Annotated in this window: 13 protein-coding genes; 6 read left to right on the top strand and 7 right to left on the bottom strand. The window is 35.8% G+C overall.

Annotated elements, in window-relative coordinates:
* Positions 1-39: 39 nt before the first annotated feature.
* The 4 genes from K8V80_RS01765 (at position 40) to K8V80_RS01780 (ending at position 3879) form a co-directional block, all read left to right on the top strand.
* The gene (locus tag K8V80_RS01765; protein WP_006744530.1) at positions 40-648 is read left to right on the top strand and encodes a nucleotide exchange factor GrpE; all 609 of its coding nucleotides are present in this window, start codon (positions 40-42) and stop codon (positions 646-648) included.
* A gap of 16 nt (positions 649-664) precedes the next feature.
* Complete coding sequence (gene dnaJ / locus K8V80_RS01770; RefSeq protein ID WP_276775023.1) at positions 665-1849, top strand: molecular chaperone DnaJ; 1185 nt, start codon at positions 665-667, stop codon at positions 1847-1849.
* A gap of 186 nt (positions 1850-2035) precedes the next feature.
* Positions 2036-2533 (top strand): DUF4251 domain-containing protein, encoded by a 498-nt coding sequence (locus tag K8V80_RS01775; protein WP_276775025.1) that lies wholly within the window; start codon positions 2036-2038, stop codon positions 2531-2533.
* 257 nt (positions 2534-2790) lie between these two features.
* The gene (locus K8V80_RS01780) at positions 2791-3879 is read left to right on the top strand and encodes a UDP-N-acetyl glucosamine 2-epimerase (protein ID WP_276775027.1); all 1089 of its coding nucleotides are present in this window, start codon (positions 2791-2793) and stop codon (positions 3877-3879) included.
* Between the two features lie 288 nt (positions 3880-4167).
* Here K8V80_RS01780 and K8V80_RS01785 read toward each other — a convergent pair whose 3' ends face one another.
* The 5 genes from K8V80_RS01785 to thiM form a co-directional block, all read right to left on the bottom strand.
* Positions 4168-4878 (bottom strand): PepSY-associated TM helix domain-containing protein, encoded by a 711-nt coding sequence (locus tag K8V80_RS01785; protein WP_276775029.1) that lies wholly within the window; start codon positions 4876-4878, stop codon positions 4168-4170.
* A gap of 3 nt (positions 4879-4881) precedes the next feature.
* Positions 4882-7284, bottom strand: coding sequence for a TonB-dependent siderophore receptor (locus K8V80_RS01790; protein ID WP_276775031.1), 2403 nt, complete (start codon positions 7282-7284; stop codon positions 4882-4884).
* A 182-nt stretch (positions 7285-7466) separates the two neighbouring features.
* Complete coding sequence (thiD, locus tag K8V80_RS01795) at positions 7467-8282, bottom strand: bifunctional hydroxymethylpyrimidine kinase/phosphomethylpyrimidine kinase (protein WP_276775033.1); 816 nt, start codon at positions 8280-8282, stop codon at positions 7467-7469.
* Positions 8275-8919 carry a thiamine phosphate synthase gene (gene thiE, locus K8V80_RS01800; protein WP_276775034.1) on the bottom strand — a complete coding sequence of 215 codons (645 nt, stop codon included), beginning with the start codon at positions 8917-8919 and terminating at the stop codon, positions 8275-8277. The genes thiD and thiE overlap by 8 nt, the downstream gene beginning before the upstream one ends.
* A complete protein-coding gene (gene thiM / locus K8V80_RS01805) occupies positions 8916-9698 on the bottom strand; it encodes a hydroxyethylthiazole kinase (protein WP_006744520.1) in 783 nt (260 codons plus the stop codon). Before thiM ends, thiE begins: the two co-directional genes overlap by 4 nt.
* A gap of 579 nt (positions 9699-10277) precedes the next feature.
* Here thiM and K8V80_RS01810 point away from each other — a divergent pair.
* Both K8V80_RS01810 and K8V80_RS01815 read left to right on the top strand, forming a co-directional pair.
* Entirely contained in the window at positions 10278-11675 is a 1398-nt protein-coding gene (locus K8V80_RS01810; RefSeq protein WP_006744519.1) for an MATE family efflux transporter, read from the top strand.
* Positions 11676-11784: 109 nt separating this feature from the next.
* Positions 11785-12468, top strand: a complete 684-nt coding sequence (locus tag K8V80_RS01815; protein ID WP_006744518.1) for an OmpA family protein — start codon at positions 11785-11787, stop codon at positions 12466-12468.
* 75 nt (positions 12469-12543) lie between these two features.
* On the opposite strand, the gene K8V80_RS01820 is transcribed toward K8V80_RS01815, so the two are convergent.
* A complete protein-coding gene (locus K8V80_RS01820) occupies positions 12544-14313 on the bottom strand; it encodes an oxaloacetate decarboxylase (protein ID WP_006744517.1) in 1770 nt (589 codons plus the stop codon).
* Between the two features lie 207 nt (positions 14314-14520).
* Positions 14521-15024 (bottom strand): RNA polymerase sigma factor, encoded by a 504-nt coding sequence (locus tag K8V80_RS01825; RefSeq protein ID WP_006744516.1) that lies wholly within the window; start codon positions 15022-15024, stop codon positions 14521-14523.
* Between the last annotated feature and the right edge of the window lie 133 nt (positions 15025-15157).

The following is a 15157-nucleotide window of genomic DNA, read 5'->3' on the forward strand; positions in this document are numbered from 1 at the left end:
AATAAGAATAAATTAAGAATATAAATAATAGCCCAAGATATGAATAAGAATAAAAATACCTCAGCTTGTGGAGACACGAATGAAGAGTTGAATAAAGAAGACATTCTACAAGATGAAGCAAATGCAACTAAAACAAATCAGAAGGAAGAAACTAATTCTGATGAAGATATAGAAGCAAATGCAGAGGATGATTTTCAAAAAACTATTGAAAAGCTACAAGAAGTTATTGAAGACCAAAAAGATAAATACTTACGTTTATCTGCTGAATTTGATAACTATAGAAAGCGTACACTCAAAGAAAAAGCAGAGCTTATTCTTAATGGTGGAGAAAAAAGCATATCAAGCATCTTACCTGTAATTGACGATTTTGAAAGAGCTATCCAGACAATGGAGACTGCAACTGACGTATCGGCAGTAAAAACGGGTGTTGATCTTATTTATGATAAATTAATGAAAACTCTAGAAAAGAACGGAGTTAAAATGATTGAAACCAAAGAAATGCCTCTAGATACAGACTATCATGAAGCGATAGCTGTTATTCCTGCTCCATCTAAAGAATTAAAGGGAAAGATCTTAGACTGTGTACAAACGGGTTATATGCTCAACGACAAAGTGATTCGTCACTCAAAAGTTGTAGTTGGAGAATAATTAAGAGGAAATTGGTATGGAAAAAAGAGATTTTTACGAAGTACTTGGCGTAAATAAAGACGCTACAGCAGACGAAATAAAAAAAGCTTATCGTAAGAAAGCAATTCAGTATCACCCTGACAAAAATCCAGGTGACAAGGAAGCTGAAAACAAATTTAAGGAAGCTGCTGAGGCTTATGAAGTACTAAGCAATCCCGACAAACGTGCACGCTACGATCAATTTGGGCATGCAGGTATGGGTGGAGCTGCTGGTGGTGGCTTTGAAGGATTTGGTGGCCAAGGTATGTCTATGGATGACATATTCTCCATGTTTGGCGATATCTTTGGTGGCCGTGGAGGCGGAGGTTTTGGAGGTTTCGGAGGCTTTGGTGGATTTGGCTCTGATGGCGGAGCTCAGACTCGCAAGTTTAGAGGTTCCGACTTAAGAGTAAAAGCAAAACTTACCTTACAAGAAATTGCAACTGGAGCTGAAAAGAAGTTCAAGATAAAGAAATATATACCTTGTTCGTATTGTCATGGTACGGGAGCTGAAGGCAATAGTGGAACAGAAACTTGTAGTACTTGTCATGGTACGGGTTCTGTTACACGCACTCAACAAACCATATTAGGTACTATGCAATCTCGCACTACCTGCCCTACTTGCCATGGTGAAGGTAAAATCATTAAGAATAAATGTACCCATTGCTCTGGTGAAGGAATTATGTATGGCGAAGAAGTTGTTACTGTAAAAATACCTGCTGGTGTAATGGATGGTATGCAACTTTCTATGGGAGGAAAAGGTAATGCTGGGAAACACAATGGTGTACCCGGAGATCTTATCATTCTAGTTTCAGAAGTTCCTCATGATGAATTAATCAGAGATGGAAACGATGTTATCTATAATCTTTTATTAGATTTTCCTTCTGCAGCACTCGGTGGAACAGTTGAAGTTCCCACTATAGACGGCAAAGCCAAGGTTAAAGTAGAACCAGGAACTCAACCAGGAAAGATTTTAAGACTTCGAGGCAAAGGTCTTCCAAGCATAAGTGGATATGGTAGAGGCACAGGTGATTTACTAGTAAATGTTAGTGTATACGTTCCTGAAACCCTAAGTAAGGAAGATAAGAAAAACATTGAAGCTTTAAAGAAATCAGAAAATATAACTCCATCCAAAGACGTAAAAGAGAAGTTATTCAATAAGTTCAAAAACTTATTTAGATAAAATTCTATCACAATAATAGACTTAGAATAAAAGGATCATGATCAATTCATGGTCCTTTTGTGTTATATAGGTGTAACACTTCACTTTAATACCACTTCTTTAGTCAGAGAAAATAAACATAGAATTCACTCGAACGATATTTATATATATTGTATCATTTATATTCAAACAAATATCAAGACTCGTATGAAAAAGTACATTGTATTTCTAATAGCAACTCTTTTTTGCATAGAAGGATTTGCACAAGATGAAAAAAAATCAAAAGAAGAATTGTGGAATCAGATTCAGACAGAAGTAACCGAGAATAAAAGCTTTAAAGTTGAAGTGACTCAAGCTACTCCTTTTAGAGGAAGAACTATTCATCCCTCGTCTATTTATTCTATTGAAGTGAGAAATGATTCATTATACTCTTATCTACCCTATTATGGTAGGGCTACTAATATTGCTTATGGTGGTGGAGATGGACTCACTTTTGATGCGAAATTGAAATCATATAAAATAGATAAAGTAAAAGATAACCGCATTAGTCTTACTCTAAAAGCAGATAGTAGTGATGATTATTATCGCTATATCATAACTATCTTTTCCAATGGAAGTGTAAGTTTTGATGTAATTGGTGTAAATAGAGAATCTATTTCATTCCTTGGGGATTATATCAGTAACCAAAAAGAAGATTCTAAGTAGATGATAAATAGGGAGCGTTGTAACCAGTAGTTGCAACGCTTTTTTTATACTAGCAAACTCTTCTTCGCAAGAGTTAAACAAACTGCAATTATTTTGCTCCAAATACGAGATGAAGTGCAGATGTAACAAAACAGTTTCTAAATAATCGTGTTTATATAGAATAGAATGAGAATTTCTATTTATATTAAAAATATAATGACAAAACAATAAACTATCAATTAGTAGAATTATCTTTGTTTTGTAAAAAAGATTATGAAATGAAAATAACAATTGTTGCAGGTGCACGTCCCAATTTCATGAAAATAGCTCCCATCATTAGAGCTATAGATAAGAACAAAGAAGAAGGTAAAAAAATAAGCTATCGCCTTGTTTACACAGGAAGTGAAGATGATCCTGCTCTGGACGCCTCCTTGTTTGCCGATTTAGGAATTAATGGACCCGATGCGTACTTAAATGTAAATAACACCCAATTTGCAGAACTTGCAGCAGGCATTATGATTGCTTTTGATAAAGAATTAGCACAAAACCCTGCTCAGGTGGTTCTTGTTGTTGATGACCTTACCGCAACAATGAGCTGTTGTATTATTGCTAAGAAAAGAGGTTTGCAAGTAGCCCACCTTGTGGCAGGAACACGCTCTTTCGACATCAATATGCCGAAAGAAATGAACCGTGTCATTACAGATGGATTATCTGATTATCACTTCACAGCAGGCTCTGATGCTAACAAAAATCTAACTCAAACAGGTACTTCCAATACTAAGGTATTCCATGTGGGTAATATTCTGATCGACTCTATACGCTATAATAGGAATAGACTACTTCAACCTGCTTGGTTTAATGTGTTAGGACTTAAAGAAAAGAATTATCTTCTACTTACTATCAATAAACATTCTATTATTGAAAATAAAGCTAACTTCAGAAAATTAATAGAGACTATTATTGAGAATAGGAATGGGTTACCTATTGTAGCTCCAGTTCGCCCTTATGTTGAAAAAGCAATAATAGACTTAGAGCTTGACTGCCCTGACTTCCATATTATGCCCTCCCAAACCTATCTCAACTTTGCTTTTCTTGTAGATAGAGCTAAGGCTATCATCACTGACTCAGGAAATGTAGCAGAAGAAGCCACATTCTTAGGTGTTCCTTGTATGACTTTAAGTAATTATGCAGAGCATCCTGAAACATGGAAAATAGGGACTAATGAGTTGGTAGAGGAAGACCCTCAACTACTTCAAGAAGCTCTTATCAAACTTCAAAAAGGAGATTGGAAAGAAGGAACTCTCCCAGAAAGATGGGACGGCAGAACGGCAGAAAGAATTATTCAAATTCTTACAGAAATGAAGTAAAAACTTATTTTAAATTGAGTATATCAATAGCTTATCTAAATCATCATTAGATAAGCTATTTTTCTTTAAAATAGAGTGTTATACACACTTGAAGGCAACCCAAATACATCTTTTGTATAGAGTCATCATTTCATCATGACACCGACATGATGATACGATGACACCGACATGATGATGACATATCGGTGTCAAAAGAATAGGCAGAATACAAGAAAGGGCTTATCAAAAACTGTTTGATAAGCCCTTTCTAAAACATATACATAAAACAATATGGAACAAAAGTATAGATTACTTTTTACTCCGCTTTTGGCGTCTTATTCTTCTTATAAATAAAATATAACCTGTTATAGGTAGTGTCGCACCCATTAATGCAGCCGTACCCGTTAGTAACGGACCAAACCAACCTCCCCACCTACCGGTATGAAGTAAATAGGCCCAACGCATAACCTTAGAGCTATTTTCTTTTTCATTGAAGTCGATACGTATTATTTCACCAGTTTCTCTATTTTTTCTTTCAACAATCGCTACTCGATCGGGAACTCGATCAACTGTAACCATATTAAATACCGTTTTACGATATCCCTCGAATGACCACATCAAACCAGTGAAGCACAATAGCAACAACATAAGCATGCAGTAAATACCCCATACCCTATGTAAATCGAGAACTTTTCTAGCAAAACCAGCTTTATATTTTACCTGAAGATTATTTTTTACTTTACTCCACTTTTTAGGCAACCATATAAATAATCCCGATAGCAGAATGACAATAAAGAATACAGTACAAATACCCACCACTAATTTACCTACCGCTTTAGTGGGATCGAGTAACCAGCGATGCAAAAACATAAGTGTCTTATAAATTTCAGGCCACATAGACCATATCGGACGAACGTATTCATCAATACTCATCAATGCCCCCGTCAGACAAATAATAGAGATAATCAGCCCCGTAGGTAGAGCTAAAACTAGGTGTAGCTTTTTCAAGAACTTCCTCATAGTCTAAAATGTATATCCGATAGATGCTGAAACATTAAAAGGATCAATTGGATTAATATATCCTCCTCTATAGTATGAGGTATATCCCAGCTTATCCCATATATTATTAAAGAACACTTGCATCTTTACCTTCTTTACAGAATAAGCTAATTGAGCATTTACTGTTGTATAAGAAGGCATATCAAAAGGTTTTACATTTGGGGTAGAATTGGCATGAGTTACCTTATAACTATAATCATTAACGGGACGTTTTCCTACATAGTAAGTACCTATCCCCATAGATAAACCATTCAAAGCTCCTCTATTAAAGGTGTAATAAACCCACGCATTGGCAGTATTACTAGGGGTATTGATAGGTGCAGAGCCTTCGTGATAGGCAGGACTATTTCTGTATTCTGCTTTTAGATAAGAATAGCCTAGGATAACTTCTAGATTAGGTAATAATCTACCCAACAACTCAGCTTCAATACCTTGGCGACGTAAATCTCCTGCCTTAGCATATAAGCCCGTAGCAGCATCAGCCTCATCATAAAGTTGATAAGCCAAATTCTTATTCATAATATTGAAATAAGTTAGGTTGAAGCGAAGACGATTATCAAACCAATCCGATTTAATGCCTACCTCAAACTGATCAGACCGAGATGAACCTACCAAAGAACCATCTTTCATTTTATTGGCTGCAGAACGTAAACTAGTTGTAGTTGTATATGAACCAAAAATATTTAATTGTTTAATTGGCGATATAATAATACCAAACACAGGATTCCAAGCATCACCAGTAGTAGTGGTAGAACTACCTTCCTCAGTACTTGTATTATAGCTATATCTCACACCTACAGTTGCTTTTAGATAGTCTGTAAAAGACATTACATTTTGTGCTAACAAACCATACGCATACTCTTTTGATTTCTGTACTTTATTGACTTCAAGCTTTTGAATATTACCTGGAAGTTCGTTGGTTACATCCTTTAAAACATCTATAACATCTACTTGTACTGGGTTATAAGAGGTTGTTGTTAAATCGGTAGTACGATAATCTACCCCTACTTGAAATGTATGTTTGATGAAACCCGTATATACATCTTTACCAATGAAGTCTATTTGTAAGGTAGAGTTTTTGTCATCTCGCTCAGAACGTCCTAAACTTCTTTGTTGCATATTATAGCCTTCTGCTCCTCTTTTATAAACACGATTGGAAGCGCCCAAATTATCAGTAGATAAACTAGAACCTATATATGCAGCTCTTAATGAAAACAAATCATTGATTTGATACTCTCCACGCAATCCATAAGTAAAGTTGTTGGAGATGTTTCTATCTGTCTTAAAACCTAAAAACTTATCATGAGGTAATTCATACAAAGCATAAACACTATCGGCTGCTAAGTTTACAGTTCCTTTATCGGGAGTACGAGAATCGTGCATATAATCGAATTCTGCTACAAAAGTCATTTTATCATTTGCTTTCCATGCTAAAGATGGATTGACATAGATACGATCTTTCTCCACGTGTTTGCGATAATTATCTGCTCGTTCAAAGGCTCCATTCAACCGTACCGCCATATTTTTCTTGGCATTAAGAGTTGTTTCTACATCAAATGTGGGACGGATTAAACCCCAGCTACCCCCACGAAGATTGATATTACCTCTGGAAACAAATTTAGGAGTTTTAGTAGCCAAATTCACTACACCTCCTGCACTACCCAAGTCATTTCCAATACCCTGAGTTACAGCAGCAGATCCTTTTAGAACTTGAATACTTTCTATACCCTGCATATCCATCAAGAAGCCACCACCTCTAAAATCGGACTGTACACGAACCCCATTTTTGAGGATGGGCAAACCTCTATAACCACGGGCAGACAAGCTTTCTTGAACACCCCCAAAGTTTGCAAACTGATTTACTCCTACAACATTTTGTACAGCATCTGTTAGTGTTTGAGATCCTTGCTCTTCAATCAAGCGATTGGATATTACAGAAATACTTTGAATCTGCTCACTAGGACGAAGAGGCATACGAGTAATCATATCCAACTTATCGGGCTGTTTATCACGCACTCCAAAAACCTCAACTTCTTGTAGACTGTTGCTTTCTTCTTTTAATATAAAATCTACCTTTTTAGGATCTACTTGAGGACTAACTTTAATTGTTAGACTCTCATATCCCAGGAATTTAGCAGTAATATTGGATTCCTTAAAGGCATGAATTTTCAATCTATAAAAACCTTCCCCATTAGTTGCTGTACCAGTTGTCGTACCTTCAATATAAACAGTTGCAGCAGGAAGAGGATTTCCTTCTGTATCTTTAACAATACCTTCAATCATTCTAATCGGCTTCGCAGTCTCTGCCAAAGCACCAATTGATAAGCATAATGAGAGTAATAATAAGTGTAATTTTCTTAAGTCCATTTTATTTATTGTTTTATTGCGATGCAAATTTCTCACAAAAAACAGGACCTATCAATCGCTATAATTCGCTATTTTTTACGTATTATATACTTACTATTAGGGATAAAAAAAGCGTTAATACCCCGAGATAGGTATTAACGCTATATATTTTAACTTGGCTTTATAAAGTGATAGTAGGGCTTTTACTCCCAAAAATCCCAGAAATGATGAACAGGACCATGTCCTTTACCTATTTCATAATGAGCCCCTTTTTCTATCGCATTCACCATATACTCTTTTGCCTTTTTTACCGCTTCATTCATAGGCAAATCGTGTGCTAAGTACGCTGCCACTGCCGAAGAAAATGTACAGCCTGTACCATGCGTATTTGAGGTATATACCCTATCTGACTTTAGTTCTACTATTTCATCAGACTCTACATTATAAAAGATATCAATTAAAACATCATCCGTAAGATGCCCTGCTTTGAGTAAAACAGACACACCATACTTTTTACCTAGTTCAGTAGCTAAAGCAGGTAGTTCTTCTTGATGCTTTATTTTGCGTTCGAGCAATATCTCTGCTTCGGGAATATTAGGAGTCAGTATTCTTACATGAGGTATCAATACCTCTTTCAAGGTTTGAATGGCCTCTTCTTGTAAAAGAGGATCTCCAGAGGTAGCTACCATTACAGGATCTAGAACAATATCCTTAATCTGATATTTATCGAGTGTTTCTTTGATTCCTCGTATTAATTCTGAAGAGTGCAACATACCTATTTTGATAGCATCAGCACCTATATCATCTAAAACAGAAGTTATCTGCCCTTTTACAAATTCTACAGGTATAGGATGAACACCAGTTACTCCCACTGTGTTTTCATCTACCACTGCCACAATAGCTGTTGTACCATAGCAACCACAAGCTGAAAAAGCTTTTAAATCGGCTTGTATTCCCGCTCCACCACTAGGATCACTTCCTGCAATAGATAATACTCTTTTATATGTTTTCTTATTCATAGTCTTTTGCTTTTAAAATAATTTGTTTTAATTCTTGAGCAGCCCGAAAAGGATCTTTTGCCATCATAATAGCAGAAACTACTGAGATTCCATCAGAACCAGAGGCTATAATAGATGCTGCATTCTGAAGATGAATGCCACCAATACCTACACTAGGATGTTTGGATATGCTATTAATCAGCCTTGAGCCCTCTAATCCTAAAGCTGGTGCAGTATCTATTTTGGTTGGTGTAGAAAAAACGGGGGAAATACCGATATAATCAATATCAAGCTTATTCGCCCGCAGAGCATCGGTTTTATTTTCTACAGATAAGCCGATTATTTTATCGGGACCTAAGATCTTTCGAGCAACATCATAAGGAATATCTTCTTGACCAATATGTAAGCCATCTGCATCGACAGCCAAAGCTATATCTAGCCGATCATTAATAATCAAAGGCACGTCATAGGAGGATAGAAGATGTTTGATTGCTAGAGCTTTATCATAAAATTCTCTTGAAGAACAATCTTTTTCACGAAGCTGGACTAGTGTTACCCCGCCTTTTACAGCATTTTCTATTACCTCCAAAAAAGAATTACCTTCTGCTACTTGAGGATCTGTTACTAGATAAAGTGATAAATCTAAACTCTTTTTCATGCTTGCACCTCCCCAGTTGCTACCTGGTATAATTCATCCAAGAAGAAAAGTTGCATAGTTCCAGGACCTTTTGCTTGTTTAGCAGCCTTCTCACCCACCCAACTCATTAATTCCATAGCATGAGTAGCAGCTTCTAATGCGTTTTTATTGACAGCTAAGAATGCCGCAGTTAACGCTGTTGCAGTACATCCCATACCCGTAACTCTAGGCATAAGAGGAGAACCTCCTCTCACTTCATTCACACGAGTACCGTCTGTGATATAATCTATCTCACCACTGATCGATACAATTGCACCTGTCTTTTGAGCCAAAACCTTCGCATACTCCACAGCATGAAGCGACGAAGAGGTGCTATCTACCCCCTTAGTTTGAATCTCTTCATCTACTAAAGACATGATTTCAGAAGCATTTCCTCTAATCACAGTAGGGTTACAATCTTGAATCAACTCCCTACAAATTCGTGAACGATAACTAGTCGCACCCGCCCCTACGGGATCAAGGATGATAGGTATGTTTTTGGAGGAAGCTGTCCGTCCTGCTATTTTCATAGAATCTATCCATGTAGGACTCAAGGTTCCGATATTTAACACTAATGCAGAAGCAATACTAGTCATCTCTTCAACCTCTTCGGATGCGTGTGCCATGACGGGTGAAGCTCCAAGAGCCAATAAAGCATTAGCTGTATTATTCATTACCACAAAATTGGTAATATTATGGATGAGTGGGGATTGAGCTTTGATTAACTCAATATCTTTTAAAATTGATTTTAATGCATTCATTTTACAGTCGATATAAATTCATTCGACCTAATATCATTGCTTTTAAACTAGAGAAGAGAAGTGTATAAAACAAAAAATGCCATTTCGTATAAGAATGAACGAAACGGCTTTTAATCCTTTAAATAAAATGAACCATTTCCCTCCGATGTCAATTACAACATATCAGGTTTCAGGGTGTAATCTCAGCTATCATTATAGACAGCACCCCTAATAGTGTTACTACAAACATACACATTAAAAACAAAGAATGCCCAATAATATTCGTATTAATACACCAGATAAACTCTGTTTCTAATTAAGCCATAGAAAGAAGTATACTCTTTTTATCTCCTTAGTTTTGCAATTATTTTAATAATATCTACCTTTGCGTGCGCTTAAAGAAAGCCCTTGTAAAATCAATATTTATAATGCTTTTTATAAGACTAAAGACATCTATTTATCGATCTTTCAAATAGGAAATCAATTGTCACTACCATTGTATAGGAAACTATCTACAGTAGGAAAAATATAATTATCCTTTATAAGCGCTATTATTAAGGATTAATACTAAATAAAACAAACTCTTTTTATAAGGTAAAAATGAAAGGAACTAAAAATCTTACACAGGGACCTATCTATAGCCAGTTGTTTAAACTAGCTATGCCAATTATGGCTACATCTTTTATCCAAATGGCCTACAGCTTAACCGATATGGCATGGGTAGGACGTTTAGGTAGTGAAGCTGCAACTGTTGTAGGTTCTGTAGGTATTTTTGTATGGATGACTACAGCTCTTTCTCTCCTAGGTAAAATTGGGTCTGAAGTTAGTATTGCACAATCTGTTGGAGCACAAAATGAAGAAGATGCACGTAGCTTTGCATCACATAACTTTACAATTTCACTTATTATATCCATCATTTGGGGACTTATATTCATCGTTTTTGCTCACCCCATCATTGATATATTCAAACTAGATGGACATGATGTAGCTGGAGGGGAAATCGCCAATAATGCCGTTTCATATTTAAGAATCATATCCCTAGGCTTTCCACTTATCTTTTTAACATCTGCTTTTACTGGTATGTACAATTCGGTAGGAAGAAGTACTATACCTTTCTATATTAGTGGAACAGGGCTTGTCTTCAATATGGTATTGGACCCTATATTCATATTTACCTTTAACCTAGGTACAGACGGTGCTGGTTATGCTACGATCATTTCACAAGCTATTGTACTCTTAATCTTTTTCTACAATATAAAATATAAGAACCCAATATTAGGAGGTTTTGCATTCTTTACTCGATTAAAAAAGAAGTACACAAAACGAATTCTTAAACTAGGCTCTCCTGTTGCTCTCTTTAATTTACTATTTGCTTTTGTAAACTTATTCTTATCTCGCTTAGCGTCTGAATACGGAGGTCATATTGGAGTTATGACTCTTACCACAGGTGCTCTCATTGAAGGGATTACGTGGAATACTGCCCAAGGATTCTCTACAGCATTGGGTACTTTTATAGCCCAAAACTATGCTGCGGGAAAGTATGATCGAGTAATAAAAGCATGGCATGTCACCCTCAAAATGACTGCGGTATTTGGTTCTCTATGTACTCTGCTATTTGTATTTTTTGGTAGCGAGGTATTCTCCCTATTTGTACCCCATGAGCCCGAAGCTTTCAAGGCAGGAGGACTCTATTTGCAAATATCGGGGCTATCACAGCTCTTTATGACACTCGAGATAACTAGCCAAGGAGTATTCTACGGCATAGGAAGAACTACTCCACCAGCAATCATCAGTATATTCTTTAATTACTCTAGAATACCGTTAGCCTTAATTTTGACTGGTAGCATTGCCATAGGTGGCATTGCTCTGGGCGTAGAAGGAATATGGTGGGCAGTAAGTATTACAAGTATTTGTAAAGGAACATTTCTTACTCTTTGGTTTGTATCAATCAAAAACAAAGTGTTGGGTAAGGATAGCAAAGGATATACTCTCGAATAGTAATAACTTTAAACAAAATATTAAAAGTTATCTAGAACAAAACACATCCATTAATCGTTTTAGTAATTGAAGAAAGGATCTATTGTTAGAGACTAAAATTAATTGACTTATGAATAAATTTAAATTTTCAGCTCTTTTCCTATCATTTGCAATTCTATTTGCAAGCTGTGCTTCAATGCAATCAAACACAGCTAAAGGTGGAGCTATTGGTGCAGGATCAGGTGCTGCGTTAGGTGCTATTATTGGTGGTATTGCAGGTAAAGGTAAAGGTGCCGTTATTGGTGCAGCTATTGGAACTGCTGTTGGTGGTGGTACTGGTGCTATCATTGGTAAGAAAATGGATAAGAAAGCTGCTGAAGCTGCAGCAATCGAAGGAGCCCAAGTTGAAAAAGTACAAGATACTAACGGCTTAGCTGCTGTTAAGGTTACTTTTGACTCTGGTATTCTTTTCGATTTCAACTCTTCTACTCTTAGTCCAGCGTCAAGAAGCTCATTAAGCCAGTTTGCAGACATCTTAAGACAAGACCCTACTATTGACATTGCTGTATTTGGTAAAACAGATAAAGTAGGTACTTATGATGCAAACATGACTGTATCCAATAGACGTGCACAATCTGTTAAGAGCTTCTTACAATCTCAAGGAGTAAACGATTATCAGTTTAAATCTGTACAAGGTGTGGGTTATACTCAATATGATGAAGCTCTATTGCCTGCTCAAAACCGTGTAGTAGATATATATATGTATGCTAGTGAAGCTATGATTAACAAAGCTAATGCTGAAGCAGGATATTAATACTGAAACTTATTAAAGCATAAAAAAAGAGTGGAATTTTTCAATTCCACTCTTTTTTATTTGTAAGGTATTTACTTATTCTTTTGTACGTTCGATATAAGCTAAAGGTTCACCTTTATTTATCTTATCACCTTGTTTAGCTATAACTTCAATAATTTTACCATCAAAGTTGGCTTTAACAGGTGTATGTTCACCCCAGCTAGTAGTGATATAGCAGAAGATATCATCTGGACTAAAGTGTTTACCTACAGCAGGAGCCATTGAAGGAGAATCTACATCTATTTCCCAAATAACTTGACCCTTAACCTCTGAAGTTACAGGTTCGTATTTGGCTCTCTTAATAGCAAGAATATCTTCAGCAGTATATCCTTTTTCTGCCATTGACTCTTCTTTAGCTTTAGCTAAGTCTGTTAAGAAGCGTTCTTTAGCCACACCTGACTTATAATCACGGTATTGTCTATCGTGCATAGCCAATTCAAATAGCTCTTCATCATCTTCTCCGTATTCCCAGCCATTTTCATCCATTTCTTTACGATACTTATCCAATTCATCAGGATAGTTATCTTGAGGATTTTTATCTGTAAACTCGTAACCTTTTTCTTTAGCTAGAGCAATAATCTGTGGATCTAGTTTTCCTGGAAGTTTACCACTTTCACCAAGAATCATACCCCAGATATGTTTATCCATCATAGAGAACTTAGGTTCGCCTCTTACTTCTGTCAAGATATTCATTAATGCAATATTCTTAACATATTGGCTAAATGGAGTTACTAATGGAGGATAACCTACCATAGGCCATACATATTGAACTTCTTCAAATAGTTTAACTAATAGATCATCGATGCTTAGTTCTGGTTTACCTTGGTTCTTCAACATCAAGTTGATACCTGAGTGTACACCTTCTAAGTCTGCCATCATAGATCCCATCATTCCACCAGGAAGACCACTTGTAAGTAGCAATGAAGACATTAATTTATTACCTGGATTCATAAAGTAACCCAAGAAATCATCAATGAACTCTTGTGTTTTTGCACGAGCCTTCATGTATGCACTCATATTGATTTCAGGAACTTTAAAGCCTGCGTCTTTCAACATAGCTTGTACTGAAATAACATCTGGGTGCACTTTACCCCAAGAGATTGGTTCAATAGCAACGTCAATAACGTCAGCACCATTTTGACAAACTTCTAGGATAGAAGCCATTGATAAACCTGGTCCTGAGTGTCCGTGATATTGAATAATCACTTCTGGATGTTTATCCTTTATAGCTTTAGTTAATTTACCAAGGAATACTGGACGACCAACACCTGCCATATCTTTCAGACAGATTTCTGGAGCACCAGCTTCGATAAGTTGATCAGCAATATTTGCATAATACTCTACTGTATGTACAGGAGAGAATGTAATACACAATGTTGCTTGAGGTATCATACCCGCTGCTTTTGCATACTGAATAGAAGGTATGATATTACGAACATCATTCAAACCACAGAAGATACGAGTGATATCTACTCCTTGTGCGTGTTTTACTTTGTACATTAATTTACGTACGTCTGCTGGCACAGGATACATACGTAATGCATTTAATCCTCTATCAAGCATGTGCGTTTGAATACCTGCGTCATTAAAGGGCTTTGTAAAAGCTCTTACCGCCTTATTGGGATTTTCGCCATATAGCAAGTTAACTTGCTCAAATGCTCCCCCATTTGTTTCTACACGACTGAAGCAACCCATTTCAATAATTAATGGTGCTATCTGTACTAATTGATCAACTCTTGGCTGATATTTTCCAGATGATTGCCACATGTCTCTGTAAACTAAACTGAATTTTATTTCTTTTTTCATAGTGATAGAGATTTTTAGAATGACTTCAAGGTTTTATCTATAATCACAAATATAACTTTATAATTACAGAATAAAATGTTTTCAGAGTGTTTTTTTAATACGGGGAACAAATTAGTGAATTATTTCCATAATTAAAATAATTTCAATAAAAAAGGTGGTTCAATTTTTTGAACCACCTCACCAAAAATGTTTTATAAGTCTATTTTCTTATAAGAAATCTTTTAAATCTTCTTGTAACTTTTGTCTAGTAAAAAAGATTCTACTTTTTACTGTACCCAAAGGTAAATCTAATTTTTCTGCAATTTCTCTATATTTGAATCCTGATACATGCATTGTAAAAGGAACTCGATATTCATCTGGTAAAGCATTAACAATTTTGTGCATTTGCTTTAAATCATAAGCTCCACTTGCACTTTCTAATCCTGAATCTTGTGGTAGATTCAAGTGGTATAAATTGTCTGTTTTATCAACGAATGTTTGTTCGCGTACAATCTTTCTATAATTATTAATAAAGATGTTACGCATTATAGTATAAATCCATCCTCTAAAGTTTGTGTTAGGAATATATTTATCTTCATTATCTAGAGCCTTTAAAGCAGTCTCTTGTAATAAATCATTTGCTTCTTCGCGATTAGCGGTTAATTTATATGCAAAGCGCAGTAACTCTTCTTGTGCTCCTATCAACTCTTTTCTAAAGCTTAAACTTTTCATACTTTGCTTGTTTTAAATAATTAATAACTCCGTTCTGTTTTCGATACCTCAAACATAGTAAGATATTTTGATATCTAAGACGGAATTATTATCAAAAAAAGGGTTGAAATCTAACAAATAACAGATATTGGGT

The sequence above is a fragment of the Bacteroides coprosuis genome, from assembly GCF_020741705.1.
Classification (GTDB): Bacteria; Bacteroidota; Bacteroidia; order Bacteroidales; family Bacteroidaceae; genus Bacteroides_E; species Bacteroides_E coprosuis.